This window comes from Streptomyces sp. JW3, assembly GCF_052216785.1.
In the GTDB taxonomy this organism is placed as follows: domain Bacteria; phylum Actinomycetota; class Actinomycetes; order Streptomycetales; family Streptomycetaceae; genus Streptomyces.
This window is the reverse complement of record NZ_JBQOUX010000043.1, coordinates 16,096-41,237: the sequence shown is the minus strand read 5'-3', so window position 1 is coordinate 41,237 and position 25,142 is coordinate 16,096. Positions and strand designations below refer to the sequence as shown.

Annotated in this window: 27 protein-coding genes and 1 pseudogene; 8 read left to right on the top strand and 20 right to left on the bottom strand. The window is 73.7% G+C overall.

The features are described 5' to 3' along the window. Positions 1 to 6 precede the first annotated feature (6 nt). The 5 genes from ACTT8P_RS19185 to ACTT8P_RS19165 form a co-directional block, all read right to left on the bottom strand. Positions 7 to 1,164: an ROK family protein gene (locus ACTT8P_RS19185; protein ID WP_442832882.1), complete on the bottom strand. Its 1,158-nt coding sequence runs from the start codon at positions 1,162 to 1,164 to the stop codon at positions 7 to 9. A 101-nt stretch (positions 1,165 to 1,265) separates the two neighbouring features. Continuing rightward, positions 1,266 to 2,765: a glycoside hydrolase family 36 protein gene (locus ACTT8P_RS19180; RefSeq protein WP_442832881.1), complete on the bottom strand. Its 1,500-nt coding sequence runs from the start codon at positions 2,763 to 2,765 to the stop codon at positions 1,266 to 1,268. 53 nt (positions 2,766 to 2,818) lie between these two features. Next, positions 2,819 to 4,168 (bottom strand): ABC transporter substrate-binding protein, encoded by a 1,350-nt coding sequence (locus tag ACTT8P_RS19175; RefSeq protein WP_442832880.1) that lies wholly within the window; start codon positions 4,166 to 4,168, stop codon positions 2,819 to 2,821. Positions 4,169 to 4,206: 38 nt separating this feature from the next. After that, positions 4,207 to 5,097 (bottom strand): carbohydrate ABC transporter permease, encoded by an 891-nt coding sequence (locus ACTT8P_RS19170; RefSeq protein ID WP_442832879.1) that lies wholly within the window; start codon positions 5,095 to 5,097, stop codon positions 4,207 to 4,209. Positions 5,098 to 5,111: 14 nt separating this feature from the next. After that, on the bottom strand, positions 5,112 to 6,065 hold the full coding sequence (locus ACTT8P_RS19165; protein WP_442832878.1) for a carbohydrate ABC transporter permease: 954 nt from the start codon (positions 6,063 to 6,065) through the stop codon (positions 5,112 to 5,114). Between the two features lie 137 nt (positions 6,066 to 6,202). On the opposite strand from ACTT8P_RS19165, the gene ACTT8P_RS19160 reads away from it, so the two are divergent. Both ACTT8P_RS19160 and ACTT8P_RS19155 read left to right on the top strand, forming a co-directional pair. After that, on the top strand, positions 6,203 to 8,200 hold the full coding sequence (locus tag ACTT8P_RS19160; RefSeq protein ID WP_442832877.1) for a DUF4832 domain-containing protein: 1,998 nt from the start codon (positions 6,203 to 6,205) through the stop codon (positions 8,198 to 8,200). Positions 8,201 to 8,259: 59 nt separating this feature from the next. Beyond that, the gene (locus ACTT8P_RS19155; protein ID WP_442832876.1) at positions 8,260 to 8,880 is read left to right on the top strand and encodes a TOPRIM nucleotidyl transferase/hydrolase domain-containing protein; all 621 of its coding nucleotides are present in this window, start codon (positions 8,260 to 8,262) and stop codon (positions 8,878 to 8,880) included. Here ACTT8P_RS19155 and ACTT8P_RS19150 read toward each other — a convergent pair. Then, positions 8,802 to 10,079, bottom strand: a complete 1,278-nt coding sequence (locus tag ACTT8P_RS19150; RefSeq protein ID WP_442832875.1) for an FAD-dependent monooxygenase — start codon at positions 10,077 to 10,079, stop codon at positions 8,802 to 8,804. The genes ACTT8P_RS19155 and ACTT8P_RS19150 overlap by 79 nt on opposite strands. Positions 10,080 to 10,173: 94 nt before the next feature. Between ACTT8P_RS19150 and ACTT8P_RS19145 the strand changes: the two genes are divergently transcribed. Further along, positions 10,174 to 10,764 (top strand): TetR/AcrR family transcriptional regulator, encoded by a 591-nt coding sequence (locus ACTT8P_RS19145; RefSeq protein WP_442832874.1) that lies wholly within the window; start codon positions 10,174 to 10,176, stop codon positions 10,762 to 10,764. A 67-nt stretch (positions 10,765 to 10,831) separates the two neighbouring features. On the opposite strand, the pseudogene ACTT8P_RS19140 reads toward ACTT8P_RS19145, so the two are convergent. Both ACTT8P_RS19140 and ACTT8P_RS19135 read right to left on the bottom strand, forming a co-directional pair. Next, positions 10,832 to 11,213 (bottom strand): annotated as a pseudogene (locus ACTT8P_RS19140) (SAM-dependent methyltransferase); the annotation flags it as partial. 54 nt (positions 11,214 to 11,267) lie between these two features. Next, positions 11,268 to 12,053: an AraC family transcriptional regulator gene (locus ACTT8P_RS19135; protein ID WP_442832873.1), complete on the bottom strand. Its 786-nt coding sequence runs from the start codon at positions 12,051 to 12,053 to the stop codon at positions 11,268 to 11,270. Positions 12,054 to 12,139: 86 nt separating this feature from the next. Between ACTT8P_RS19135 and ACTT8P_RS19130 the strand changes: the two genes are divergently transcribed. The 3 genes from ACTT8P_RS19130 (at position 12,140) to ACTT8P_RS19120 (ending at position 14,542) form a co-directional block, all read left to right on the top strand. Then, positions 12,140 to 12,931 (top strand): TSUP family transporter, encoded by a 792-nt coding sequence (locus ACTT8P_RS19130; protein ID WP_442832872.1) that lies wholly within the window; start codon positions 12,140 to 12,142, stop codon positions 12,929 to 12,931. Positions 12,932 to 13,019: 88 nt separating this feature from the next. Continuing rightward, complete coding sequence (locus ACTT8P_RS19125; RefSeq protein WP_442832871.1) at positions 13,020 to 14,000, top strand: TIGR03557 family F420-dependent LLM class oxidoreductase; 981 nt, start codon at positions 13,020 to 13,022, stop codon at positions 13,998 to 14,000. Continuing rightward, positions 14,000 to 14,542 (top strand): VOC family protein, encoded by a 543-nt coding sequence (locus ACTT8P_RS19120; protein ID WP_442832870.1) that lies wholly within the window; start codon positions 14,000 to 14,002, stop codon positions 14,540 to 14,542. Before ACTT8P_RS19125 ends, ACTT8P_RS19120 begins: the two co-directional genes overlap by 1 nt. Positions 14,543 to 14,620: 78 nt before the next feature. On the opposite strand, the gene gap is transcribed toward ACTT8P_RS19120, so the two are convergent. The 5 genes from gap to ACTT8P_RS19095 all read right to left on the bottom strand — a co-directional run bounded on the left by gap (position 14,621) and on the right by ACTT8P_RS19095 (position 18,584). Continuing rightward, positions 14,621 to 15,619: a type I glyceraldehyde-3-phosphate dehydrogenase gene (gap, locus tag ACTT8P_RS19115; protein ID WP_442832869.1), complete on the bottom strand. Its 999-nt coding sequence runs from the start codon at positions 15,617 to 15,619 to the stop codon at positions 14,621 to 14,623. 107 nt (positions 15,620 to 15,726) lie between these two features. Next, positions 15,727 to 16,686 (bottom strand): GlxA family transcriptional regulator, encoded by a 960-nt coding sequence (locus tag ACTT8P_RS19110; RefSeq protein ID WP_442832868.1) that lies wholly within the window; start codon positions 16,684 to 16,686, stop codon positions 15,727 to 15,729. A gap of 21 nt (positions 16,687 to 16,707) precedes the next feature. Then, on the bottom strand, positions 16,708 to 16,941 hold the full coding sequence (locus tag ACTT8P_RS19105) for a non-oxidative hydroxyarylic acid decarboxylases subunit D (RefSeq protein WP_442832867.1): 234 nt from the start codon (positions 16,939 to 16,941) through the stop codon (positions 16,708 to 16,710). A gap of 34 nt (positions 16,942 to 16,975) precedes the next feature. Beyond that, on the bottom strand, positions 16,976 to 18,400 hold the full coding sequence (locus tag ACTT8P_RS19100; protein WP_442832866.1) for a non-oxidative hydroxyarylic acid decarboxylases subunit C: 1,425 nt from the start codon (positions 18,398 to 18,400) through the stop codon (positions 16,976 to 16,978). A 46-nt stretch (positions 18,401 to 18,446) separates the two neighbouring features. Further along, positions 18,447 to 18,584: a hypothetical protein gene (locus ACTT8P_RS19095; protein WP_442832865.1), complete on the bottom strand. Its 138-nt coding sequence runs from the start codon at positions 18,582 to 18,584 to the stop codon at positions 18,447 to 18,449. 46 nt (positions 18,585 to 18,630) lie between these two features. On the opposite strand from ACTT8P_RS19095, the gene ACTT8P_RS19090 reads away from it, so the two are divergent. Then, positions 18,631 to 18,792, top strand: a complete 162-nt coding sequence (locus ACTT8P_RS19090) for a helix-turn-helix domain-containing protein (RefSeq protein WP_442832864.1) — start codon at positions 18,631 to 18,633, stop codon at positions 18,790 to 18,792. 3 nt (positions 18,793 to 18,795) lie between these two features. Here the strand turns inward: ACTT8P_RS19090 and ACTT8P_RS19085 are convergent, their stop codons facing one another. Then, positions 18,796 to 19,875, bottom strand: a complete 1,080-nt coding sequence (locus ACTT8P_RS19085; RefSeq protein ID WP_442832863.1) for an L-idonate 5-dehydrogenase — start codon at positions 19,873 to 19,875, stop codon at positions 18,796 to 18,798. Positions 19,876 to 20,243: 368 nt separating this feature from the next. Here ACTT8P_RS19085 and ACTT8P_RS19080 point away from each other — a divergent pair, with 368 nt between their 5' ends. Continuing rightward, a complete protein-coding gene (locus tag ACTT8P_RS19080) occupies positions 20,244 to 20,846 on the top strand; it encodes a GntR family transcriptional regulator (protein ID WP_442832901.1) in 603 nt (200 codons plus the stop codon). A gap of 155 nt (positions 20,847 to 21,001) precedes the next feature. Here the strand turns inward: ACTT8P_RS19080 and ACTT8P_RS19075 are convergent, their stop codons facing one another. The 6 genes from ACTT8P_RS19075 to ACTT8P_RS19050 all read right to left on the bottom strand — a co-directional run bounded on the left by ACTT8P_RS19075 (position 21,002) and on the right by ACTT8P_RS19050 (position 24,988). After that, positions 21,002 to 21,418: a hypothetical protein gene (locus tag ACTT8P_RS19075; protein WP_442832862.1), complete on the bottom strand. Its 417-nt coding sequence runs from the start codon at positions 21,416 to 21,418 to the stop codon at positions 21,002 to 21,004. Next, positions 21,402 to 21,893 carry an RNA polymerase sigma factor gene (locus ACTT8P_RS19070; protein WP_442832861.1) on the bottom strand — a complete coding sequence of 164 codons (492 nt, stop codon included), beginning with the start codon at positions 21,891 to 21,893 and terminating at the stop codon, positions 21,402 to 21,404. The genes ACTT8P_RS19075 and ACTT8P_RS19070 overlap by 17 nt, the downstream gene beginning before the upstream one ends. Before the next feature lie 30 nt (positions 21,894 to 21,923). Next, on the bottom strand, positions 21,924 to 22,538 hold the full coding sequence (locus ACTT8P_RS19065; protein WP_442832860.1) for a class F sortase: 615 nt from the start codon (positions 22,536 to 22,538) through the stop codon (positions 21,924 to 21,926). Next, the gene (locus ACTT8P_RS19060; protein WP_442832859.1) at positions 22,535 to 22,903 is read right to left on the bottom strand and encodes a sortase-dependent protein; all 369 of its coding nucleotides are present in this window, start codon (positions 22,901 to 22,903) and stop codon (positions 22,535 to 22,537) included. The genes ACTT8P_RS19065 and ACTT8P_RS19060 overlap by 4 nt, the downstream gene beginning before the upstream one ends. A gap of 135 nt (positions 22,904 to 23,038) precedes the next feature. Further along, positions 23,039 to 23,698, bottom strand: a complete 660-nt coding sequence (locus ACTT8P_RS19055) for a response regulator (RefSeq protein WP_442832858.1) — start codon at positions 23,696 to 23,698, stop codon at positions 23,039 to 23,041. A 24-nt stretch (positions 23,699 to 23,722) separates the two neighbouring features. Beyond that, positions 23,723 to 24,988 carry a sensor histidine kinase gene (locus ACTT8P_RS19050; RefSeq protein ID WP_442832857.1) on the bottom strand — a complete coding sequence of 422 codons (1,266 nt, stop codon included), beginning with the start codon at positions 24,986 to 24,988 and terminating at the stop codon, positions 23,723 to 23,725. Between the last annotated feature and the right edge of the window lie 154 nt (positions 24,989 to 25,142).

Sequence of the window (25,142 nt, the reverse complement as noted above, 5' to 3'; positions counted from 1 at the left end):
GCTGGGCTAGCGCCGGGGCGCGGCCGGGGCCGCCAGGCCGTCGCTGAGCAGCCGGGCGTCGACCTCGTCCAGGGCCAGGCGCACCGCTCCCAGCGCCACGCTCTCGTCCCCGAGGGTGGAGGCGCGCAGTTCCGGCAACCGCAGGCAGTGCTTGGTGAGTTCGCGGCGCAGCGGGTCCAGGACCACGTCGGCGGAGCGGGAGAAGCCGCCGCCGTAGACGACGACCTGCGGGTCCAGGGCGAGCACCAGCGCGGCGACCCCCACCGCGAGGTCGCGGGTGTAGCGGCGGACCGCCTTGCGGGCCTCCCGGTCGCCGTCCCGGGCGGCCTGGAACACCCAGGCGGCCGCCTCGCCCGGCGCGGCCGTCGCCGGTACGCCGGGACAGTTCTGGAGGTGCTCGGGAGCGGACAGCCAGCGCACCGCCTTGAGGGCGCCGATCTCGCCCGCGGCGCCGCCGTGGCCGCGGCGCAGGGTGCCGTCGAGGATCAGACCGGCGCCGGTGCGCAGGCCGGCCAGCAGGTAGACGATGTCGTCGGCGTCCTGGGCGACGCCGTTCCAGCGTTCGGCGACGGCGGCCAGCTTGCAGTCGTTCTCCACCTGGACCGGGCAGGAGAAGCGGGCCGCCAGGTGGGCGGCCGGATCGGTGGTGTGCCAGCCGGGCAGCGGGGTGAACAGGGTGGTGCGGCCGGTGGCGTCGACCGGCCCGGTCACCCCGACCGTCACCGCCCAGATGTCGGCCGGCCCCATGCCCGCGCCCCGCAGCACCTCGTCGATGACACCGTCCACCGCCGCGAGCCGGGCCTCGGGCGCCGCCTCCGGGTCGGCCGGGCGGCGCACCGTCCGCACCAGACGGCCCTCCAGGTCGCTCAGCACGACCAGGATCTTGTGCACGCCGATGTCGATGCCGAGCACATGCCCGGCGGTGGCCCGGAACCGGTACCGGCGGGCCGGCCGCCCCACCACACTGCTGGCCCCCGGCTCCTCGACCTCCGCCCACCCGTCGGCGACCAGCGCCTGCACCAGCACGTCCACCGCGGGCCGGGACAGCCCGGCCCGGCCCGCCAGCTCGGTGACGGTCGAGGGCGGGTTGCCGCGCAGCGCGCCCACGATGGACAGCTGGTTCATCTCGCGCATCCGGGACATGTCTGTTCCGGTCGTCGCCATGCTGGTGCTCCCTGGAGGCGTTGCGGTGACCACCGCCGGATAATGCTGAGCAGTTTACTAATTACCGGCGGTGGTCATGCCAGGAACGCCCAGGTCCGGGATTACGCGATCGGATACCGCTGCTCCGACTCGGGCGCCACCGCCGGGGTGAAGTCCACCTCCCGTCCGTCCAGCGCGAACCGGTACCGGCCGAGCCTGCGCACCTCGGGCCGGGCGGTCAAGTAGGCGGTCATCGCGTCCAGTTCCTCGGGGCGCAGCCAGCCCGGCGGGTCGGACACCGCCCGGAACCCGCAGATGTCGGCCAGGTCGCGCAGCAGGCTCTGCTGCGGCTCGGTGAGCAGGTTGAGGCGGCTGCGGAAGTACACCACGTCCGGGTCGACCTCCAGCAGCGGTGCCTGCCACAGCCGGTGCACGGTGTTGACCACCGCGTTGCGGGCCAGCGCGTCCGAGGGGTCCTGGGTGGCGTAGTGCTCCCACAGCGGGGCCACGTCGGGGCCGCTGCGGATGCCGTCGACCAGTCCGAGCGAGGGCAGCAGCGGGGCGCCGCTGCCGAGCAGGTAGGCGTCCGGACCCGCCGCCTCCCGGATGACGGCGAGGCCGGCCCGGTACGCCTCCTCCCGGCCGGTGTCCGCGGACCGGACGCCGGCCGCCGTGCCGGCGCCGATGAAGTCGAGCTTGAGGTAGGTGAACCCCCACTCCCGGCTGACCCGGTGGATCGTCTCCCGCAGGTGTTCCCGGGCGGCGGGCAGGGTGAGGTCGAGCGCCCAGTAGCCGGTGCCCCAGTTGTGCCCGGCCACCACCGGCTGGCCGGCGGCGTCGCGCAGCAGCAGCTCCGGCCGCTCTCGGGCGGTACGGGAGTCGGGCAGCACGATGAACGGGGCGATCCACAGTCCCGGCCGCAGCCCGGCGTCCGTGATCCGGTCGGCCAGCGCCCGCATCCCGGAGGGGAACTTGTCGTTGGCCTCCCAGTCGCCCACCGCCCGCTCCCAGCCGTCGTCGACCTGGACGACGTCGAAGGGCAGCCCGCGCAGGGCGGTGATGTCCTTGGTGAGCTGTTCCTCGGTGATGTTCTCGTAGTACGCGTACCAGCTGCACCACACGTTGCCGGCCCGCTTGCCGCTGTGCCCCAGCCGGGCGGCCAGGTGCCGGGCGTAGGCGGCGAACACCTCCTCCTCGCTCCCGTGGGCCAGGAACCACGGCGCCCCGGCCCGCTCGGACCAGCCGACCAGGGTGTCCTGGTCGGCGGTGAGGCGGGGGATGTCCAGGCCGAGCGCGCCGAGCAGCAGCACCCGTCCGTCGGCGCCCTCCAGCGCGGCGACGGCGGAGGAGTGGTGCCGGGCCGGGTCGTCCCACACGGTGTCGTCGGCGGTGAGCCGGCGTTCGGCGCTCTCGATGCGCAGCGGGGGCTCGGAGAGCCGGCGCCAGCCGCACGGGCTCCACGAGTTGTGTCCGTGCCGGTAGAAGAGCGCGTCACCGAGCCCGTGCAGCACGGCCGTCCGGCCGGGTGGCAGCAGCAGACCGCCGTCGACGGCCTGGGGCGGGGCGTCGCCTTCGAGCTCGACGGCGAACGCGCGCCCGTCGAGTTCTACGAGCTGGGCCATGGATCTCCTTGCGGGTGAGGGGGGTACGGGTACGGACAGGGGTGCCCGGACGGTCAGTCGAGGAGGCCGTTCACCTTGTCGTTGGCCGACTTCAGGGCGTCCTCGGGGGAGGTCTGGCCGAGGATCGCCGACTGGATGGCGTCCTGGACGACGGGGCCGATCTCGGTGCCGCGTTCGGTGACCGGCAGCAGGAAGGTGCCGCCCTCGGCCGCGGCGGCGTCGGTGAAGACGTGCACGTCCTCACCCTTGGCCCGGTGCCCGGCGAGCGCCTTCTGGCTGGAGCTCTTCAGCGCGGGGAAGACGACACCGTGCTCGGCGACGATGTCCTGGCAGTCGGCCGAGGCGAGGAACTTCACCCACTTCCACGCCTCCTCCTTGTGGTCGGTGCCGGCCCAGATGGCGTCGGACAGGCCGTTGATGGAACTCTTGCGGCCTTCCGGACCGATGGGCAGCGGGGCGTAGGCGAACTTGCCCGTCAGCTCCGGGTCGAGGTAGGTGGAGACGGTGAAGGAGCCGGCGAGGGTCATGGCGCCCTTGCCGGCCATGAGCAGTTCGGAGTTGGCGAGGCTCGACTTCTGGTCGAGGCGGGGCGCGTACCCCTTGGCGATCAGGTGCTTGAACCAGGCGAGGGTCTCGACGAGCTTCGGGTCGTCGTACTGGTACCGCGTCCCCCACGGGTTCTTGTCGAGATAGGAGAAGCCGTTGGCGGCGGCGAACATGCCCCAGCCGTTCTGGCCCGTGGAGCCGTCGGCCCACTCGGGCAGGAACCCGTAGGTCGCCACATGGTCCTTGTCGAAGGCGGGGTCGAGCCCGTTGCGCCCGTGGGTGTCGACGGTGGCCTTGGCGATCGTCTTCTCCATGGTGCCGCCGTCGTCGGGGTTCCAGGTGAGGTCGGCGAGGTCGGCGGCGTCCACGCCCTGCTTCTTCAGCAGCCCGGCGTTGTAGACGATGGCCATGGTGTCCCAGTCCTTGGGCAGGCCGTAGCGCTTGCCGTCCTTCACCCAGACGTCGGTGAGGCCGGACTGGTAGGCGGACAGGTCGACCTTGTCCCGCTCGACGTAGGGCTGGAGGTCCAGCAGCTGGTTGCCGTCGACGTACGTCGGGTAGTAGGTGCTCTGGTTGGTCCAGACGTCCGGGGCCTCACCGGAGACGATCTCGGTGGTCAGGTTCTGCCAGTACTGGTTCCACGCGGTCTGCGTGATCTTGACGGTGATGTCGGGGTTGGCCTGCTGGAATGCGTTGGCGCACTCCTGGTACGCGGGCAGCTGGAGGTCGTCCCACAGCCAGTAGTTCAGGGTCGTCCTGCCGTCCGACGAGGTGTCGGAACTTCCGCAGGAGACAAGGGTGGCGGTGGCGGTCAGGCACAGCAGGGCCGCGCGGACGCGCGGAAGTCGGGGGCTCATCGCAAGGGGGCCTCTTTCGGGACGTGCAGGGCCGGCGGTCACTTCATGCCGGTGAAGTTGAGGGACTCGACCAGTCGGCGGCCGAGCAGGGCCAGCAGCACCAGGACGGGCAGCACCGACAGGGCGGACCCGGCCATCAGTCCGGTCCAGTCGGGCTGGGCGTTGGGCGACTGCTGCTGGAAGATGCCGAGCGCGACGGTGAGCACCCGGGTCTGCTCCTCACGGCCGGACAGCAGTGGCCACAGGTAGTCCTTCCAGGCCCAGACCGTGGTGGTGAGCCCGATGGTCAGCAGCGGGCCGCGGGTCATCGGCAGCACCACCCGCCAGAAGATGCCCCAGGGGCCCACCCCGTCCAAGATGGCCGCCTCCTCCACTTCGCGGGGGATCGACAGGAAGAACTGGCGCAGGAAGAAGACCGCGAACGGCGTCATCAGCACGCTCGGCGCGACCATGCCGGTGAACGTGTTCAGCCAGCCCAGGTCCTTCACCAGGACGAAGTTGGGCAGCACGGTGAAGATCGGCGGCACCATCAGCGCGGCGATCAGCACTCCGAACACCAGGTCCCGGCCGGGGAAGCGGAGCCGGGCGAAGGCGTAGCCGGCCATCGCGCAGAACATCGTCTGCAGCACCGCGATCAGCCCGCTGTAGACGACCGAGTTGAGCAGGTACCGCAGGAAGTCCACCTGCGCGCCGGAGCCGCCGGCGGCCACCGCTTCCTCCTGGCTGGTCAGTCCCAGCACCCGCAGGAAGTTGATCATCGTGGGATGGTCCGGGACCAGCCCGGTGGCGTCGGAATAGAGGTCGGCCGCCGGGGTCAGGGCGGTGCGGACCATCCAGTAGAACGGGAAGACGGTCAGGAACAGCGCGACGGCGAGCACCGTCCACGCGGCGATCCGGCCGGGCGAGACCCGCGTACGGATACGGGACATGACTGCGCTCCTCATCAGGCCAGATCCGAGCGGGAGGCACGCAACAGGCGCATCTGTACGGCGGTCAGCACACCGAGGATCAGCGCGAGCACCACCGCCACGGCGGAGGCGTATCCCATGTGGAAGTAGGTGAAGGCCTGCTCGTAGATGTAGTAGTAGATGACGTGCGTGGCGCCGACCGGTCCGCCCTTGGTGGCCACCGCGATCGTGTCGAAGATCTGGAACGAGCCGATCAGCGACACCACCAGCACCAGCGACAGCACCGGCCGCAGCAGCGGCAGCGTGATCTTGGTGAACATCCGCCACTCGCCGGCCCCGTCCAGTGAGGCGCTTTCGTACAGGTACTGCGGGACCTGGAGCATCCCGGCGTACAGCAGCAGCGCCGTATAGCCCGTGTACGCCCAGGTGTTGGCCGCGGCGACGGACGGCATCGCCCAGTCGGGGTCGGTGAAGAAGCCGTTGGGGCCCAGGCCGAACGCGCCGAGCACATGGTTGACCAGGCCCAGGTTGGCGTCCAGCATCCACATCCACAGCAGGCCCACGGTGACGTTGGGCACCAGCCACGGGACCAGCAGCATCGCGCGCAGCGCCACCGACCGGGTCAGCCGGTGCATGAGTGTGGCCAGGAGCAGCGCCAGCAGGGTTTGCGAGACGATGTTGAGCAGCACGTAGTAGCCGGTGACCTTGAGCGCGTTCCAGAACTGTTCGTCACCGATCAGCTGGCTGTAGTTGTCCGCGCCGACGAAGTCCGGTGAAGCGAGCAGGCTGTAGTCGGTGAGCGAGTAGTAGACGCCGCGCACCGTCGGATACGCGTAGAACAGCGCGAACCCCACCAGCGCGGGGGCCAGGAACAGCCACGCCGCCTTCCGGTCGTCCCGGCGCCGTCGGACCCGGCCCGGGGCCGGGGCCCCGCCCGGCGGTGGTCCGACGCTCTTGTGCGGTGGCGCAACTGCGGTCTCCGCGCCCATGGTTCCCTCCGAAGGGATTTGCGCCGCACCTCTTGCCAGTGGGGCACCGTGGACAACATATTGATGAGCAACAGCGAAACTTTGTCAATGCTGTCGCATAACTTCGCTTCCCCCTAGGTCTCCCGGAGGACGTCTCCATGCGCACCTTCGCACCACGGCGCGGCAGATCACTGCTGGCCGCGTTCTGCTCCTCGGCCCTGGCGCTGTCCCTGGCGGTGCTGCCGCTCACCGCCCAGGCCGCCGACACCACGAGCGCGGCCGCCGCCACCGCCGCGGGCGTGCCCGACCGCCCGGCGCCCGGCCCGGACCCCGACCCCTCGCTGCCGGTGCACACCCTGACCCGCGCCGACGCCCCGCTGGACAACCCGCTCAAGGGCTTCGCCCGCTTCTACCAGCCCGGCGCCGACCAGAACACCGGCTACCCGCACGCGCTGACCTGGAGCTACTTCGGCCTGTCCGAGGTCATGACCAACGCCTCGGACTGCGGGAGCTACGACTGGAGCGTGCTGGACGAGGCGCTCGACGAGTCCGCCTCCTACGGCAACCAGATGGCGCTGCGCTTCTACCTGGAGTACCCCGGCGACCCCGGCGGCAGCCACCCCTCCAACGCCATCCCGCACTGCTTCGACGGCCACGTCGACTACCGCACCGACGCCGTGAACGGCACCACCCGCCCCGACTACGACAACGCCTACCTGCTGGACGGGCTGAAGGACTTCATCGCCGCGTTCGGCGCGCGCTACGACGGCGATGCGCGCATCGGCTACCTCCACATGGGCCTGATCGGGCTCTGGGGCGAGTGGCACACCTACCCCTACGACACCGACACCGGTGACGGCTACCCGAACCACATGCCCACCGACGCCCACGGCGCCGAGATCATGCGGGCCTACACCAGCGCCTTCACCCGGACCAAGGTGGAGGTACGCTACCCGGACTCGGCCGGCGGCGCCGCCGCCGACCTGCCGTCCGTCGGCTTCCACGACGACTCGTTCTGCTTCCGCGAGGGCAGTCCGCTGGCCGGCGTCACCCTGCCGTCGTCGATGGGCGGCGCCTCGTACTCCCAGCTCCAGCGCGCCGTCGAGAACGGTCTGGAGAACCGCTGGACCACCGCGTCCATGGGCGGTGAGGTCCGCCCCGAGATCCAGCCCAGGGCCTTCACCAACTGGCCCACCGGCTCCGGTGACGTCGACAACATGAAGGCGTGCATCGAATTGGAGCACACCACCTGGAAGATGAACGAGGGCAGCGCCGGTTACTCCGCCTCGGACGCGGGCGTGGCGGCGGCGGTCCGGCTGATGGGCTACGACCTGAGCGTCGACGACGCCTACTTCCACGACACCGCCGCCGGCAGCACCACCGTCGGCGTGCGGATCAGCAACGACGGCGTGGCCCCGTTCTACTACCCCTGGGCGGTCAGCCTCGGCCTCAAGGACGCGGCCGGCAACGTGGTCAAGACCTGGGACACGGACTGGGACCTGCGCGAGGTCATGCCGGCGAAGATCCGCGCCTTCCCCGACTGGGGAGTCGGCTCGGACCCGACCTACCTCGACTACGGCTACGCCCATTACTTCGACACGGACGTCGACCTGTCCGATGTCACCGCCGGCGGCTACCAGCTCGTCATGAAGGCCAAGAACCCGCTGGAGGACGTCAGCGCCAACGCCAAGAAGCTGCGGTTCGCCAACACCGGGCAGAACGCGGACGGCTGGCTCGACCTGGGTGCGATGACCGTGGGCTCCGACGACACCACCGGCCCGGCCGGCTACGAGGCGGAGGCCGGCGGCAACACCCGCACCGGCACCGCCGTGGTCGCCGACTGCGCGGGCTGCTCGGGCGGCGCCAAGGTCGGCTACCTCGGCAACGGCGCGGCCCTCACCTTCCCCCGGGTCGACGGCGGCAGCGGCGGCACCCGGCAGGTGACGGTCCACTACGCCACCGCGGTCGCCCGCTCGGCCACCGTCCAGGTCAACGGCGGCACCCCGCGCACCGTCGACTTCCCCGCCACCGCCGACTGGACCACCCCGGGCTCGGTCACCCTGAGCCTCGACCTGGACAGCGGCACCGGCAACAGCATCACCATCGGCAACGACTCCGGCTGGGCACCCGACATCGACCGGATCACCGTGACCTGACCCTGCCCGGGGCGGTGACCCGGTACCGCCGGGACCGGAAACGACGCAGACTGGGCCCCATGACCGACGACATGGGGTCCTTCCGGGAAGCGGTCGCCGGGTGGGCGGCCGGCGGGTCCGGGGACCCGGCCCGGGAACTGGCGGTACGGCTGCCCGTCCGGGCGGCCGTCCTGCTGGAAGGGCCGAGCGACGTCGCCGCGGTCCGCGCGCTGACCGGGCGGCGCGGCCGGGACCTGGACGCCGAGGGGGTCTGCGTGCTGGCGATGGGCGGCGCGATGAACATCGCCCGCTTCGCCGGTCTCCTCGGCCCGCCCGGCCTGGGACTGCGCCTGGCGGGCCTGTGCGACGAACGGGAACACCCCTACTACCTCCGCGGCCTGGCCCGGGCCGGCGCGGCACAGCACGGCTTCTTCGTCTGCGCGGCGGACCTGGAGGACGAGCTGATCCGCGCGCTCGGCGTGAGGCGGGTCGCCGAACTGGTCCGGGCCGAGGGCGACCTGCGCGCCCTGGAGACCTTCCTGCGCCAGCCCGCCCAGCGGGGCCGCACCGCACGGCAGCAACTGCGCCGCTTCCTCGGCACGAAGAAGGGCCGCAAGATCCACTACGGCCGGGTCCTCGTCGAGGCCTGCGACGCCGACCGCGTACCCGCCCCGCTCGACGGCCTGCTGGCCTGCCTGTGACGGGGGTCCTGTCCGTGCCGGGCGGCGAGCCGGCCGACTGCCTTCTGCACGGCAGGGGACTGCAACTGCCGGATGATCCAGGCGTTGACGCGGATGCCGCACTCGGTACGCGGCGCGGCCTGCCGCACTCGGCCGGGGAACAGCCGCTGTGCGGCGTGGGTACGGGGCCGCATCGACTGTTCGTACGCGGTGATCGCACCGGACAGCCGACGCGTGTCGGCCGGGTGGCGCGGGACCTCGGCGGAGCCGAGCGCGTCGGCCAGTTCGGCGGCGCCGCGCAGGGCGAGGGCCGTACCGAGCCCGCTCAGCGGGCTGGCGCACCAGGCGCTGTCGCCCAGCAGCACCACCCGGCCGTCGTGCCACCTCGGCAGCAGGATCTGGTCGTAGGTGTCGAGCGCGAAGTCGGGCGCTACGCGGGCGGCGGCGAGGAACTCCGCCGTCCGCCAGCCCACGTCCGCGAACACCTCGTCGAGCAGGGCGAACCGCGCGGCCCGGTCCTGCCGCGCCGGCAGTTCGGTGGCGGCGAAGGTCAGCCCCACCTCCTGGCTGCCCGGATGGCCGGGCCGCGCCTCGACGGACCGCCGGCCGGGCGCGTTGTGGGTCAGGAACCAGCCGTCGAGCGGGGGCGTCGACGGTGTCTCGGCGAGGGTGAACCAGGCGTGCGCGAGGCCGAGCGGACGGCGGAAGGACGTCTCGGGGCCGAAGCGCAGCCGCCGCACCCGTGAGTGCGCGCCGTCGGCCCCGACCACGAGGTCGAACTCCTCGGCCGGCGCGTTCCGGAAGCGGGCGAGCACCCCGTGCGCGGTGTCCGTGAGCTCGTCGACCGTCTCGCCGAAGCGGTGCGTGACGGTCGGGCCGGCCGCCTCGTGCAGCACCCGGGCGAGATCCTCGCGCAGGAGTTCCTCCTTCGAGACGTAGCCGTTCCCGTCGAACGCCTCGACCGGCATGGTGGCCAGCGGGCGTCCGGCGCGGTCGATCCAGGCGGCGCCGCGCTGCGGGACGAGCCGGCCGAGCACCTCCTCCAGCAGGCCGAGCCGGGCCAGGACGTCACGGCTGTCCCCGCGCAGATCGACGGTCTGCCCGCCGGTGCGCAGGTCCGGCGCGATCTCCGCCACCGTGACCTGCCAGCCGGCCCGGCCGAGCAACAGCGCGAGGGTGTCACCGGCTATGCCGCCACCGACCACCAGAACACGTGCCATGACGTTCCTTTCCCAACCACTGACGCGAAAGTCTCGCGTTAGAAGCTACACCCGCTCCCGCTCTAACGCGAATGACTCGCGATAGACTGGTGTCATGACACAGGCGGTGGGAGTGACCCGGCCCGGCGGCAGATCGGCCCGGACCCGGGCGGCGGTGCACGCCGCCGTGCGGTCGCTGCTGGACGAGTCGGCGGACGGCACGGTGACGGTGGCGGAGGTGGCACAGCGCTCCGGTGTGCACACCGCCACCATCTACCGGCGCTGGCGCGGCCCCGAGGGACTGGTCCTGGACACCCTGTTCGAGGAGCTGAGCCACCGCTCGCCGCTGCCGGTCACCGGCGATCTCCGCGGCGACCTGCTCACCTACACCCGCGGGCTGCTGGCGGACCTTCAGGCGCCCGGCAACCGGGTCTTCGTCCGGGCGATCGCCGCCGCGGTCCGCACCGGCGGCCTCTCCGGCCTGGCCGACTTCGCCGAGCCGCGGGTACGCCAGGTCGAGGAGGTCCTCGCCGCGAGCGGGACCACCGAGATCGGCTTCCTCGACGTGGGCGAACTGATCCTGGCCCCGGCCTACGCGCACACCCTGCTGGGCGCGCCGCTCACCGCCGAGGCGGACGCCGAACGCCTGGTGGACAACCTCGTCGCCGTACTCGACCGGCGCCGGTCACGGAAGGCCGGGAGGTAGCGGCCCGCCCGCCCGCTTCCAGCTCCCCGGCACTGTCGACCTGGTGTCGCGGCTGACGGACATCGGGTCACCGCGTCCGCGCCACCCCCGCGTACCTCGCGCTGACGAAGCCCTCCTCCTGGCCGGCCACCGGTTCGCCCAGTTCCGGGTGCCACTGTCCGGCGAGCACCACGCCCGGGTCGACGAGTTCGAGTCCGGCGAAGAACCGGGTGAACGCCGCGCGGTCGCGCGGGGCCAGGGTGAGTCCGCAGGCCTTGTACCTGCCGGTCGTGGTCGCAGTAGACGACGCGGGCCTCCGGTGCCACCCGCTGCGCCACCTGGTGCAGGTTGGGCTCGGTCGGTATGCCGGCGCCGATGTCGAGCTGGTGTCGATCCGGGGTGTCTCGGGCCAGTCGTCGTCCGGTGCGGACATTGTGAACTCTAGGGACGCGGGACGCGGGACGTGGACGGTGGCCGACTTGGCGTCAGCTCAGGAGAGTTGGCGATCGGCGCACCGGGCGCCGTCACGGCCGCGGGCCGCCGCCCGCCCGGCCCGCGGTGAACCGGGAGGGCGGTGTGCCGAAGGTGCGGGTGAACGCGGCCGTGAAGGCGGCGGGGGAGGCGTAGCCCAGCCGGCCCGCGACCTCGCTGACCGACGAGGTGCGCAGCAGCGGTACGGCGGCCAGCAGCCGGGCGCGGGACCGCCAGCCGGCTGGACTGTCACCGGTTTCGGCGCGAAAACGCCGGGTGAAGGCCCGCTCGCTCATCGCCACCCGGGCCGCCCACTCGGCGTTGCCGACCCCCGCGTCCGGGGCGGCCAGGTACGCGCGGCACAGCGCGGCCAGGTCGGCGGAGGCGGGGACCGGGACGTGGAACGGCAGCGGGGCGAGGGCGGCGATCTCGTACAGGAGCAGCGCGGCGACGGCCCCCTCCCGCCCGGCCACGCGGTAGTCGGGCCCGAACTCGGCACTGGTCAGGAGCAGTTCGCGCAGCAGGGCCGGGACGTCCACCACCATGCAGGTGGCCGGCCACCAGGGGACGGCGCCCGGTTCGACGTACAGGCTCCGGGTGCTCACGTCCAGCATGCGGACCCGGTGCCGGGTGGCGGACGGGATCAGGACGGCGCGGTCCGGCGGCACCGTCCAGCTGCCCTCGGCGGTGTCGACGACCATGACGCCGGTGGCGCCGTGCAGGAACTGCGCGCGTCGGTGCTCGTGCCAGTCCAGCAGGTGGCCGTGCGGATAGTCGGTGGCGATCGGCAGGACGGCCCGGTCGAGGTGGTCGACGTCGGCCAGGGGAATGTTGCGCACCCTTACGACCGTACTGGCCGGGACGCGAAGGGATCGGGCCGACTTTCGCATGCGGGACGCGCGGGTGAGCTGGTGAGGTGGGTGTCATGAGTCTTTTGACACTGGTCGGTATCGGGGCCCTCACCGGGCTGACCACGGTGTTGTTCGGGTTCGGCGGCGGGTTTGTCGCGGTGCCGGTGGTGGTGTGGGCCGACGCCGCGCTCGGCCCGGACGCGATGCGGGTGGCGACGGCCACCTCCGCGCTGGTGATGGTGGTGAACGCGGGGTTCGCGACCGCCGTCACCCCGCGGCGGATGCTCGCCGCCCTGCGCGGCAGCGGCGCCCTGCTGCTCCTGCTCGCCGCCGGCGCCACGGCCGGCGCGCTCGTCGCCCGGGTCGCCCCGCCCGGCCCGGCCCGCTGGGCGTTCGTCGGGTACGTCGCCCTGACCGTCGTGGACCTGCTGCTGCGCCCCGGCTTCCTGCGCCCGCGCGCTCAGCGGCAGGCCGCGCACCCACTGCCGCCGCTGCTCGGTGCGCCGGTCGGCGCGGTCGCCGCCTTTCTCGGGGTGGGCGGCAGCGTCCTGACCGTGCCCGCGCTGCGCCGGGCCGGGCACCCCATGCGGGTGGCGACCGCGCTGGCCAACCCGCTCACCGTCGCCATCGCCCTCCCGGCCGCCGCCGTCGCGCTGTCCGGCCCGGCGCTCGCGGTGGCCCAGGCCGGGCATCAGCGGCTGGTGGGTCTGGTCGACCCGGTGGCCGCCGCGGCGCTGCTGCTCGGCGCGCTGCCGGTGATCGCCGTCCTGCGCCGGCGCCCGCCGCGCATCCCGGACCGGGTGCACTCCTGGGCGTACGTCGCACTGCTCGCCCTGGTGGTGGTCGCGATGCTGCCCCGGGGCTGAGGGCCGGGCCGCCATTCGAGCGGAGCCGGTGGACCGCCCCGGTGCTGTCCCACCGGCCGCGCGCACCCCCGGTGTCAGGGTCGGGGGCATGGAAATCGGGTACAAACTGGCCTCGGAGGCCTTCGGTCCGCGGGAACTGATCCGGCAGGCGGTGCGCGCCGAGGCGGCGGGCTTCGACTTCGTCGAGATGAGCGACCACTACCATCCCTGGCTCGACGTCCAGGGGCACTCCTCTTTCACCTGGACCGTGCTGGGCGCGATCGCGGCCCGCACCGAACGCGTCGGGCTGGTCACCGGGGTGACCTGTCCGACGGTCCGCTACCACCCGGCGATCATCGCGCAGGCCGCGGCCACCCTGGCCCTGGTCTCCGACGGCCGGTTCGTGCTCGGCGTGGGCTCCGGCGAACGGCTCAACGAGCACGTCGTCGGCCGCGGCTTCCCCGACACCGTCCGCGAACGGCACCAACTCCTGCGCGAGGCACTGGAGATCATCCGGCTGCTGTGGCGCGGCGGCTACCGCTCCTACGACGGTGCGCACCTGCGGCTCGCGGACGCCCGGGTCTTCGACCTGCCCGAGCGGCTCCCGCTCATCGCCGTCGCCGCGAGCGGCCCGCACTCGGCGCGCATCGCCGCCGAACTCGGCGACGGCCTGTTCGCCACGGAGGACAAAGCGTCCATCGTCCGGCACTACCGGGTGGCCGGCGGCTCCGGACCCGGCTACGCGGAGGTCCCGATGGCCTGGGCGCCGGACGAGCGCGGCGCCGCGCGGGAGGCCCTGCGCACCTCCCGCTGGGCGCTGACCGGGTGGAAGGTGATGAGCGAACTCCCCAACCCGGTGAACTTCGACGCGGCCACCAGCACCGTGCGCGAGCAGGACATCCTGGAGAAGTTCGCCTGCGGCCCCGACCCGGAGCGGTATCTGGCGGCGGCCCAGCGCTACGTCGACGCCGGATTCGACCGCCTGGTGCTCCAGAACGCCGGCCCCGACCCCGACGGATTCATCGACTTCTACGAGAGCGAACTCGCCCAGCCGCTGCGCCGCCTGCGCCCCTGCGACACCGCCTCCTGATGACGACGGCCCAGGATCCCGGCTGCCGGGGCATCGACCACGTCGGGGTCACCGTCCCCGACATCCCCACGGCGAGCGACTTCTTCGTCCGCGCCCTGGGCGCCGAAGTGCTCTACGACACGCTGCGCCGCGAGGACGGACCGAACGGCGGCGGAGAGCTGGAACAACGGCTGGGCGTACCGCCCGGCACCCGGCAGCGGGCCGTGCGGATGCTCGCCCTGCCCGCCGGCCCCGGTCTGGAACTCTTCGAGTTCGACGGCCCCCGGCAGCGGGACCCGGCGCTCCCCCGCGACCTCGGCTGGCAGCACCTCGCCGTCTACGTCGACGACCTCGAGCGTGCCGTCGCCGCCGTCGAGCGGGCCGGCGGCCGCGCCCTGTCCGGCCCGCACCCGCTGCCCGGCCCGGAAGCGGGACCGCGCAACCGCATGGTCTACACCCGCACCCCGTGGGGCAGCACGCTGGAGCTGATCACCTACCCCGACCCCCAGCCCTACCAGCACCACACCGCGCGCCGCCGCTACCGGCCGCCCGCGGCCCCATAGGAATGCGCCGCCCATGAGGAACCCGGCCTGCCGGCCCGGGACATCGCCGAGTTCCTCCGCGATCTGCGCTGACGCCGGTCAGCCGCGGGCGAGGAGTTCCAGCGTGTCGATGACGCGGTTGGAGAAGCCCCACTCGTTGTCGTACCAGGCGACCACCTTGACGTGCCGGCCGTCCACCCGGGTGAGCGCCGAGTCGAAGATCGACGAGGCCGGGTTGCCGGTGATGTCGGAGGAGACCAGCGCCTCCTCCGAGTACTCCAGGACACCGGCGAGCGGGCCCTCGGCGGCGGTGCGGTACGCCGCGAGGACGTCCTCGCGGCTCACGTCGCGGGCGACGGTCGTGTTCAGCTCGACGATCGAACCGACCGGCACCGGCACCCGGATCGAGTCGCCGGACAGCTTGCCGTCCAGGTTCGGCAGCACCAGGCCGATCGCCTTCGCGGCGCCCGTGGTGGTCGGCACGATGTTCACGGCGGCGGCGCGGGCCCGGCGGGCGTCGCGGTGCGGGCCGTCCTGGAGGTTCTGCTCCTGGGTATAGGCGTGCACCGTGGTCATGAACCCGTGCTCGATGCCGGCCAGGTCGTCCAGCACCTTGGCCAGCGGCGCCAGCGCGTTGGTCGTGCAGGAGGCGTTGGAGACGATCGTGTGCAACTCGGCGTCGTAGGCGTCGGTGTTGACACCGTAGGCGAGGGTGACGTCGGCGCCGTCCGACGGGGCGCTGACCAGCACCTTGCGCGCGCCCGCGTCGAGGTGGGCGCGGGCCGCCTTGGCGGCGGTGAAGCGGCCGGTCGCCTCCAGGACGATGTCCACGTTCAGTTCGGCCCAGGGCAGCTGGGCCGGCTCCCGCTCGGCGAGCACCTTGATGCGCCGGCCGTCGACCACGAGGGTGTCCCCGTCCACCGACACCGGACGGCCCAGGCGGCCGGCGGTCGAGTCGTAGGCCAGCAGCCGGGCCAGGCCGGCCGGCTCGGTGAGGTCGTTGACGGCGACGACCTCCAGGGAACTGTCGCGCTCCAGCAGCGCGCGCAGCGTGTTGCGTCCGATGCGGCCGAATCCGTTGATGGCGATGCGAGTCATGGATGTGTCCCTTTCGTTTCGCCACCAGACTCGCGCGGTACGACAGCCGCCCGCAACGGCGCGAGTGCCAGGGTTCGAAAGTATCGCGCCACCGGTACCCGGCCGGGTTACTCGCCCCGGGCGAAGGTGCGCCGGTACTCGCTGGGTGTGGTGCCCAGGACGCGCTGGAAGTGCAGCCGCAGATTGGTGCCGGTGCCCAGACCGACGTCGGCCGCGATCTGCTCCACGCTGCGCTGCGAACGCTCCAGCAGCTCCCGGGCCAGGTCGAGGCGGGCCCGCATCACCCACTGCATCGGCGTGTACCCGGTGTCCTGCGCGAACCGCCGGGAGAACGTGCGCGGCGACACCGCCGCGTGCCGGGCGAGTATCTCCAGGGTGAGCGGTTCGCCCAGCCGGTGCAGCGCCCACTCCCGGGTGGCGGCGAACCGCTCGCCGAGCGGCTCGGGCACACTGCGCGGCACGTACTGCGCCTGGCCACCGCTGCGGTAGGGCGCGGCGACCAGCCGCCGGGCCGCGTGGTTGGAGGCGGCCACCCCGAGGTCGCCGCGCAGCATGTGCAGGCACAGGTCGATGCCGGAGGCGGCGCCCGCCGAGGTCAGCACCGTGCCCTCGTCGACGAAGAGGACGTTCTCGTCGACCCGGATCCGCGGATACCGGGCCGCCAGCGCCCGGGTGTAGTGCCAGTGGGTGGTGGCGCGCCGGCCGTCCAGCAGGCCGGTGGCGGCCAGCGCGAAGGCACCGGTGGAGATGGCGGCCAGCCGTGCGCCGCGCGCGTGGGCGGCGACCAGCGCCTCGACCACCGCCGCCGGCGGGTCCTCCCGGTCCGGGAACCGGTACCCCGGCACGAAGACGGTCCCGGCCCAGGCGAGCGCGTCGAGACCGTCGGCGACGTGGTACGACAGCCCGTCACCGCCGGAGACCGGACCGGGCCGCGCCCCGCACACCCGTACCTCGTACGGCATGCTCGCGCGGGTCGAGAACACCTGGGCGGGGATGCCGACGTCGAGGGGCTTGGCGCCCTCCAGGACGAGGACGGCGACGCGGCGCGGAGGAGGGGAGGATGACACGGGGACAGACTATGGGGGCCCTCACTGGGCCAGGAGCGGCGGGACGGCCGGCACCTCCGAGGCCGCCGCGATGTCCTCGGCGGTCATCCGGAACCGCTCCGGGTAGGCGTCGGGGCTGGTGCGGCGGGCGGGTTCGGTGGTGCGCCACATGTAGCGGCACCGGGCGCACTGGAGCACGTCCCACGCACCGGGCACCGGGGAGTGCGTGACGGTACGGACGCTGTCGTCGGAGCAGCGGGGGCAGAGGGCGGACATCAGGGGGTGGTCCTTTCCGGTCCGGGGGAGTGGCTCAGCGGGTGGCGAGCAGGGTGCGCAGCCGCGCGGCCCACTCGGCGGTCTCGGGCAGGTCCTTGACCGGCGTACTGAAGTTGCCGCGCAGGTCGGGGGCGACCGGGGTCGTCGCGTCGATGATCATCTTGCTGGTGACGCCGGCCGGCTGGGAGGCGGGGGCGAGTTCGACGACCGACAGGTTCGGCAGCACGAGGACGTCCTCCTTCGGGTTCACCTCGGCGGACTGCGCCCACATCACCTGCGGCAGGTCGAACGGGTCCACGTCCTCGTCGACGAGGATGACCTGGGAGACGTAACCGAGGCCGTGCGGGGTGGTCATGGCGCGCATGCCGACCGCCTTGGCGAAACCGCCGTACCGCTTGGCGGTGGAGCTGATGACCAGCAGGCCGTGGGTGTACATCGCGTTGACCGCGCGCACCTCGGGGAACTCGGCGCGCAGTTGCTTCAGCAGCGGCACGCTGGTGTTGGGGCCGACCAGGTAGTCGCACTCGGTCCACGGCATGCCGAGGTACAGCGACTCGAAGACCGGCCGGGAGCGGTACGAGATCCGCTCGACGCGGATGACGGGCATCCGCCGGCCGCCCGAGTAGTGCCCGGTGAACTCGCCGAACGGCCCCTCGATCTGCCGCACCCGGGACTCGATGACGCCCTCGATCACCACCTCGGCGCCCCACGGGACGTCCAGGCCGGTGTGCGGCGCGGTGGCGATCGGCATCGGCGCACCGCGCAGCGCGCCCGCCATCTCGTACTCGGACTGGTCGTAGCGCAGCGGCATGCCGGCCACGATCGGGATCACCGGGTCGTTGCCCAGGGTGATGGCGACCGGGAGGTCCTCGCCGCGCTCCTCGGCGGTGCGCAGGTGCTGGGCGATGTCGTGCACCGGCACCGGCTGCAGGGCGAGCCGGTCGCGGCCGATGACCTCCATGCGGTACGTGCCCAGGTTCTGCTTGCCGAAGTGGTCCGGGTCGGCGGGGTCGCGGGAGACCACGGCGGCCTTGTCGAGGTAGAAGCCGCCGTCGCCGTCGTTGAGGCGGAACAGCGGGAGTACGGCGAAGAGGTCCACGTCGTCGCCGGTCAGGGTGTTCTCCTGCCAGGGCGCGTCCGCGCGCCGCTCGGGGGTGACGGGGAAGGCGTCCCAGCGGCGGGCGAACTCCTCGACCTGCTCGCGCGGCGAGGTCTCCTTCGGCAGGCCGAGGGCGAGGGCGTGGTTGCGCCAGGAGCCGTGCACGTTCATCGCGATCCGGGCGTCGGTGAACCCCTTGACCCGGTCGAACCACAGGGCCGGCGCACCCTCGCCGATCCGGCCCGCGGCGTTGGCCGCCGCCGCGATGTCCGGCTCCGGCAGCACCTCGTCCGGTATGCGCAGCAGCTGTCCCTCCTTCTCCAGGGTGTCGAGGAACGAGCGCAGATCGGCGTAGGGCATGGGTCTCCTCCAGTGCGGCGGGTTGGTTCCGGTGCGGCGGGTGGGTTCAGGACGCGCGGGCGGCGCGCAGGCCGGTCCAGCGGCGGGCGCCGGTGGCGGGCAGGTCGAGCTGGTCCAGGACGCGGGAGACGATGTGCTCCACGACGTCGTCGACGGTGGCCGGCCGGTTGTAGAAGGCGGGCATCGGCGGCACGATCCGCGCCCCCAAGGCGTACCTCGAAGCCCGGATCGTGCTGGAGGCCAAACGCCTCCTCGTGCACACCGACCGCACCGCCGCCGACGTGGCCCGCCGGCTCGGCTTCGCCGACCCCAGCGACTTCGGCGCGTTCTTCCGCCGGCACGACGGGCGCACCCCGCTGGAGTTCCGGGCGGCGGCCCGGGGGACGGCCTGAACCTCAGCGGGCCGCCTCGGCGCCGGACAGCGCCAGCATGACCTTGCCGCTGCCACTGCCCGGATCGGCGGCGACCGACAGCGCCTCCTCGGCCCGCGCCAGCGGAAACCGGTGGGTGATCAGCGGGCGGACGTCCACGCCGTCCCGCAGGGCGCGCAGCGCGTCGACGATCTCCTCGACGAAGCGGTACGAGCCCGTCCAGGTGATCTCCCGGGTCACCAGGTCACCGAGGACGGCGGCGACGGCCGTCCCGGGCAGGTTGCCGACCTGGACCAGGGTGCCGCCGCGGGCGGTGGCCCGCAGCACCGCGCCGAGCGCCGCCGGGGCGCCGGACGCCTCGAAGACCACGTCCACGTCCGCGGGCAGTGCCTCGCCGCGAGAGAGGTCGCGGGTCTCGGCGGCGCCCATCGCACGGGCCACGGCCAGCGCGGCGGGCGACAGGTCGGCGGCGAGCACGGCACCGGCGCCGCGGTACCGGGCGGCGGCCACCACCAGGGAGCCGATCGGCCCGGCGCCGTTCACCAGCACCGTCCGGCCGCGCAGGTCGGGGACCCGGCCCACCGCGTGCAGGGCCACCGCGAGCGGCTCCGCCAGCGCGCCCCGCTCGGTGTCCACCCCGTCCGGCAGCGGCCTGACCTGGTCGGCGTCGACCACCCGGTACTCGCTGAACCCGCCGTCGGTGTGCGGGGTGAACGCCGCCGAGCCGAAGTAGCGGACCCGCGGACAGAGGTTGGTCCGGCCCGCGATCCGCTCCGGCAGCGTGCCGTCACCGACCAGCCGGGCCGGGTGCACGGTAACCGGCAGCCCTTCCGGCAGGCCGGTGACACCCGCGCCGGGGGCCGCGATCCGGCCCGCGACCTCATGGCCGAGCACCAGCGGATGGGCCAGCGCGGCGGTGCCGGACGCGCCCTTCCTCCAGTACGCGATGTCGGAGCCGCAGATCCCGCCCCACTCCAGGGCGAGCAGCACCTGCCCGGGGCCGGGCACCGGGCGCGGCCGGGTGTCGACGCGCACGTCCTCCGCCCCGTGCGCCACGACGGCCCGCATGGTGTCCCGTTCGGTGACGGTGCCGGCGGTGGTCATACGGCGTCCTCCAGGCGGACCAGGTCGCGGCCGCGGGTCTCGGGCGCAGGCACCGGTCGCCGCCGACCTCGCGGCCGGTCACCCCGTCGCTGGTGGTGACGCGCAGCGTGACGAACGTGCGCCCCGGGGAGGAGACGAAGACCTCGGCCCGCTCGATTGTGCTCACTTGCGGCTCCATCCTGTCGTGCAGTGCTTGTATACAAGGATCTGTCGTACAGCGGAGCAATACCCTTTCCGCAGGTACGTAGGATGGGCCCATGCCTCAATCGAACGGGCGGCGGACCAGTCGGCGCGACATCTACCTGAAGCTGCGCCAGCTGGTCCTGACCCTGGAACTCGCCCCGGGCGCCGCCCTGTCGGAGAACTAGCTGGCCGCCTCTCTGGGGGTCAGCCGGACCCCGGTGCGGGAGAGCCTGATCCTGCTCGCGCAGGAGGGGCCGGTGCAGGTGTTCCCGAAGATCGGGTCGTTCGTGTCCCGGGTGGACCCGGCGCAGGTCGCCGACGCCCAGTTCCTGCGCGAGGCGGTGGAACTGGCCTCCCTGGAGGACCTGCCCGAGCGGCTCGACGCCGGGATCGTCGCGGAACTGCGCACTAACCTGGAACGCCAGCGCGACGCCGGCCTCGGCCTGGAGGAGTTCTTCGCCCTGGACGAGGCGTTCCACCAGGACCTGCTGCGGCTGAGCGGCCACGGCAACGCGTGGACCACCGTGGCCGCGGCCAAGGGCCACCTGGACCGGGCCCGCCGGCTCGGCCTGCACGGGCACGAGTCGCCGGCCGTCTTCGCCGACCAGCACCAGGAGATCTTCGCCGCGGTCGAGGGCGGTGACGTGGCACTGGCCCGGGCCCGGATGCGCGACCATCTGCGGGCCGTCTTCAACGACATCGAACGCATCCGCGCCCAGGCGCCCGAACTGTTCGCCTCGGACCCCGCGACGGTGCCGGTACGGCGCAGCGTGGTCGTCTGGGAGTGAGGCCCCGGGCCCCATGCGGCCCGGGACCCGGCCCGGCGGTCACTTCTCCGACTCGTCGGCGTACGCGCGCGGGGTGTCGGCCAGTCGGTGCCGCCGTCCGGGCCGCCGGAGCCGGTGGCGGTGCCGGTGGCGTGCGAGCCGTGGGTGCCGTCCGGTCACGGCCGCCGGGCGGTGGACGGGGAGGCCGTGGCGGTGGCTGCGGTCGGCTCCTCGGAGGGAGTGGGCGCGGCCGGGGCCGGGTCGGTGGGCGCCTGGGTGGCCGGCGGGTCGGTGGCCGGGGGCGTGGACCGCTCGGCCGTCGCGGCGGGCGGTGCCATCGGCACCGTCGGGGCCGCCGGCCGCCCGGACTCCGCCGTCAGGAACGGCAGCGCGACGAGGCCGGCCACGGCCACGGTCAGGCCGGCGCCCGCCGCGGTGCGCAGCAGGCGGCGCCGGGACGCGGCGCGGCGGACCTGCTCGTAGCGGCCGGGGGGCGTCGGGAGATAACCGGGGGCGGGGCGCAGGACCACCAGGAAGGGGTCGTCGGCGTCCGGCTCCGGGCCCTCGCCGCCCTCGTCAACGCGTGTGATCAAGGCTTCTCCTCAGATGGACACGGAGCAGTTCCCGGGCCGCGTGCAGATCGGCCTTGACGGTCCCTTCCTTGCGTCCGGTCAGCGCGGCGACCTCCCGGATCGGCATGTCAGCGTAGTAGTGCAGCAGGATCGGCACCCGCAGCCGCTCGGGCAGCGACCGCACCAGCAGGCGTACGGAGGGATCGTCCTGCTCGGTGTGCGGGCGCACGGCGGCCTCCGTGGTGGCCCGGCGCACCGCCCGGCGCTCGCGCTCCAGTTTCCGCCAGTGGTCCCGGACCAGGTTGGCGGCGGTGACGTAGAGGAAGCCGCGCGGCTCCTCCACCGACGTCCACCGGGCCCAGAGCCGGGTGAACGCCTCGGCGGCGATCTCGTGGGCCGTCTCGTCGTCGTCGACGAGCCGGCGGCACCAGCCGGCCAGGCGCGGGTAGAGGGCGGCGAACAGTTCGGAGGCCGCCCGGTCGCGGGAGCGTTTCAACGTAGTCCAGGGTCGTGGGGGCGGGTTGGTTCAGCGGCCGGCGGGGACCCGGGCCGCGAAGACGATGACGTTGTCGGCGTAGCCGTCGCCGGTCCGGGGGCCGCCGCAGGTGATCAGCCGCAGCTCCGGGCGGTCCACGTCCCCGTAGACCTCCTCGGTCGGGAAGTCGGACTTGGCCACCGTGCGCACGGCCGTGACCTCGAACTCGACGGCCGTGCCGTTCTCCAGGCGGGCCACGGCCCGGTCGCCCCGGCGCAGCGCGGCCAGCCGCCGGAAGACGCCGTCGCCGTACGCGCCGACGGTGACATGGCCGAGCAGCACCGAGGGGCCGACCTGGCCCGGGGTGGGCGAGTGCTCGTACCAGCCCGCCCGGTCGTGCGCCGTGACCGGCGGCACTCGCACGCTGCCGTCCGGCGCCAGCCCCAGCCGGACGACCGGCGTGTCCACGCCGATCGCCGGGACCTGGAGCCGCACCGGCACCGAACGGGCCACCGCCCGCGCCGACCCGCCGGACGAGGCCGGTGACGGCGGCTGCGGGGTACGTACGCCGGGACTGGTACGCAGCCCGGTGCCGGAGTCGCCGCAGCCAGTGAGCAGCGCGGCCGCCGCCGCGGTGACCAGCGCCCGCCTGGAGAACGTACTCACGCCCCGGTCGCCCCACGGCGGCGGACGACGAGCACCGTGGCGCCGCCCGCGAGGACCACCGCGGCCGCGCCCCCGCCGAGCAGCGCGTCACTCGGCCCGGACGCCGGGTCCGCCGTCGTCACGCCGGTGTCGGCGGCGCCGGACGGGACGACGGAGACCTGGCCCTCGGAGGGAGCCCCGGTCGGCTCCTCCGCGGGCACCGGAGCGGCCGAATCGGCGGTGGACGGCACCGCGGTCGGCTCCTGGCTCTCGGCCGGGACCGGACTCGGGGCGGCGGTCGCCGACTCGGCGGCGAACGCGGGCACGGCACCGGCCAGTACGGCGGTGCCCGCGAGGGCCAGGGAAGTGAGGGTGGTTCGGCGCATCGGGCGCTCTCCTTCGTCGGTCCGTCTCGGCGCCCCGCGCGGTCGGCGCGACCGGGCGGGGCGGGTAACGACCGGAGAGACGAGACAGCGGGAGGGCCGGTTGTAAAGAACTGGCAAAGTCCCGGAAGGCGTGGGTCAGTTCCGGCGGCGGGCGTCCTCCAGGTAGTGCAGCACCGCCGCCACCCGCCGGTCCACCTGGTCGGCGGGGGAGAGGTCGAGCTTGGCGAAGATGGCGCGGATGTGCTTGTGCACCGCGCCGTCGGTCACCACCAGCCGCCGCGCGATCGCGGTGTTGCCGAGCCCCTCCGCCATCAGCGCCAGCACCTCCCGCTCGCGCGGGCTGAGCCGTTCCAGGCGGGTGTCCTGCCGGGAGCGGGTGAAGAGCTGGGCGACCACCTCGGGGTCGATGGCGGTGCCGCCGGCCGCCACCCGGCGCAGCGCGGCGAGGAACTCCTCGACCCGGCCGACCCGCTCCTTGAGCAGATACCCGAGGCCGCTCACCCCGCCGGTGAGCAGCTCGGTGGCGAAGGACTGCTCGACGTACGCCGACAGCACCAGCACCGCGAGCCCGGGACGGCGCCGCCGGGCCTCGACGGCGGCCCGGACGCCCTCGTCGGTGTGGCTGGGCGGCATCCGTACGTCGAGGATGGCGACGTCCGGCTGGTGCTCGTCGACGGCGGCCAGCGCGCCGTCGGCGGTACCGGCCGTGGCGACCACGTCGAGCGCCTCGGCGCGCAGCAGCAGGGCGAGCCCCTCGCGCAGCAGCGGGTCGTCCTCGGCTATCACGATGCGCATGTCACGTTCCGCAGTCCGTATCGCTCATGTCCCGCACGGCAGTTCCACGTCGAGGACGGTCGGGCCGCCCGGCGGGCTGGCCAGGGTGAGCGTACCGTCGTGGGCGGCGACCCGGCCCCGGATGCCGGCCAGCCCGGAACCGCCCCGCTCGTCGGCCCCGCCCCGCCCGTCGTCCGCGATCCGCAGCCGCAGCCGGCCGCCCCGGGCCCGCGCGGTGACGGTGGCCGTCCGGGCGCCGCTGTGCTTGGCGATGTTGGTGAGGGCCTCGGCGACGACGAAGTAGGCGGTCGCCTCGACCGAGGCGGCGCACCGCTCCGGCACCTCGACGTCGGTCCGGCAGGGCACCGCGCACTGCGCGGCCAGCCCGGACAGCGCGCCCGCCAGGCCCCGGTCGGCCAGTACCGGCGGCAGGATGCCGCGGGCGACGGACCGCAGCTCGGCCAGGGCCTGTTCGGCGGCCGACTGGGCGCGTTCCAGGAGCTCGCCGGCGCCCTCGGGGTCGCGGGCCACCATCCGGCGGGCGGCGCCGAGCAGCACGGTGACGGTGACGATGCGGTTCTGCGTGCCGTCGTGCAACGAGCGCTCGATGCGCCGCAGTTCGGTGGCGTGGGCGTCCAGCGCGGCGGCCCGGGTGGCGGTCAGCTCCGCGACCCGCAGCGACAGGTCGGTCTCCGGACCGGCCGCCAGCAGCCGCCGCCCGGTAGCCGCCTGGAACCGGGCCAGCGCGGGGAACAGACCCAGCACGATGGCGATCCAGCCGAGGCCCAGCAGGGCCACCGCGGCGGCCTCCGGCCAGGTGTGCGCGGTGCCGATGCCGAGGGAGGTGCTGGTGGCGTCCGCGGGCGCCAGCGGCCACAGCAGCGGGAAGAGGCAGTCCCGCACGGCGGCCACCGGCAGCAGCACTCCGAGCAGCCCCAGCAGCAGGCCCCCGGTGCCGTGCCGGACCAGCCAGCGCAGTTCGCGCCGGGTGACCGGATCGGCGAGCGCCGCCCGCAGCCGCACCGGCGGCGGCTCGGGGGCGATCACCTCGGGCCCGAAGCGGCCGAGCCGGGCGCGTTCCCGGCGGGCCAGCGCGTGCAGGGCACGCGGCACCGCCCGGCCGGCCAGCAGCCCCACGCCGAGCGGCGCGGTCACCGCCGCCACCGCCGTCAGCAGCAGCACGGCCAGGGCGGGGACGGCGGTGCCGAGCCCGCCGGCGAGCTGCGCGACCGCGGCCCGGGCGTCCCGCAGGGCCCGCAGCGCGATCTCCTTGAAACCGGCGGCCCCGGCCGCCGCGTCGCGGGTCGTCATCCGCCCACCTCCGTCCGCACCGACCCTAAGCCGCGGGCCGGGCGACCGTCGGTCGGGGCCCGGAAAGGTACAGCCTGCTGTACCACCGACCGGGCGGACTGCGGGATCGGCCGCGAGGGGTGCCGGTCCCTAGCGTCGACGGCATGGCAAGACG

Bases quoted from the DNA above. Each gene is read 5' to 3' on its own strand.
- ACTT8P_RS19175 (WP_442832880.1), bottom strand. From the start codon at position 4,168: ATGAGCCCCCGACTTCCGCGCGTCCGCGCGGCCCTGCTGTGCCTGACC.
- ACTT8P_RS19165 (WP_442832878.1), bottom strand. From the start codon at position 6,065: ATGGGCGCGGAGACCGCAGTTGCGCCACCGCACAAGAGCGTCGGACCA.
- gap (WP_442832869.1), bottom strand. From the start codon at position 15,619: ATGACTCGCATCGCCATCAACGGATTCGGCCGCATCGGACGCAACACG.
- ACTT8P_RS19050 (WP_442832857.1), bottom strand. From the start codon at position 24,988: ATGACGACCCGCGACGCGGCGGCCGGGGCCGCCGGTTTCAAGGAGATC.
- ACTT8P_RS19060 (WP_442832859.1), bottom strand. From the start codon at position 22,903: ATGCGCCGAACCACCCTCACTTCCCTGGCCCTCGCGGGCACCGCCGTA.
- ACTT8P_RS19150 (WP_442832875.1), bottom strand. From the start codon at position 10,079: ATGGCACGTGTTCTGGTGGTCGGTGGCGGCATAGCCGGTGACACCCTC.
- ACTT8P_RS19130 (WP_442832872.1), top strand. From the start codon at position 12,140: ATGAGTCTTTTGACACTGGTCGGTATCGGGGCCCTCACCGGGCTGACC.
- ACTT8P_RS19180 (WP_442832881.1), bottom strand. From the start codon at position 2,765: ATGGCCCAGCTCGTAGAACTCGACGGGCGCGCGTTCGCCGTCGAGCTC.
- ACTT8P_RS19085 (WP_442832863.1), bottom strand. From the start codon at position 19,875: ATGACCACCGCCGGCACCGTCACCGAACGGGACACCATGCGGGCCGTC.
- ACTT8P_RS19155 (WP_442832876.1), top strand. From the start codon at position 8,260: ATGACCGACGACATGGGGTCCTTCCGGGAAGCGGTCGCCGGGTGGGCG.
- ACTT8P_RS19095 (WP_442832865.1), bottom strand. From the start codon at position 18,584: ATGCCCGCCTTCTACAACCGGCCGGCCACCGTCGACGACGTCGTGGAG.
- ACTT8P_RS19105 (WP_442832867.1), bottom strand. From the start codon at position 16,941: ATGTCCGCCCTCTGCCCCCGCTGCTCCGACGACAGCGTCCGTACCGTC.
- ACTT8P_RS19120 (WP_442832870.1), top strand. From the start codon at position 14,000: ATGACGACGGCCCAGGATCCCGGCTGCCGGGGCATCGACCACGTCGGG.
- ACTT8P_RS19170 (WP_442832879.1), bottom strand. From the start codon at position 5,097: ATGTCCCGTATCCGTACGCGGGTCTCGCCCGGCCGGATCGCCGCGTGG.
- ACTT8P_RS19055 (WP_442832858.1), bottom strand. From the start codon at position 23,698: ATGCGCATCGTGATAGCCGAGGACGACCCGCTGCTGCGCGAGGGGCTC.
- ACTT8P_RS19185 (WP_442832882.1), bottom strand. From the start codon at position 1,164: ATGGCGACGACCGGAACAGACATGTCCCGGATGCGCGAGATGAACCAG.
- ACTT8P_RS19160 (WP_442832877.1), top strand. From the start codon at position 6,203: ATGCGCACCTTCGCACCACGGCGCGGCAGATCACTGCTGGCCGCGTTC.
- ACTT8P_RS19125 (WP_442832871.1), top strand. From the start codon at position 13,020: ATGGAAATCGGGTACAAACTGGCCTCGGAGGCCTTCGGTCCGCGGGAA.
- ACTT8P_RS19100 (WP_442832866.1), bottom strand. From the start codon at position 18,400: ATGCCCTACGCCGATCTGCGCTCGTTCCTCGACACCCTGGAGAAGGAG.
- ACTT8P_RS19145 (WP_442832874.1), top strand. From the start codon at position 10,174: ATGACACAGGCGGTGGGAGTGACCCGGCCCGGCGGCAGATCGGCCCGG.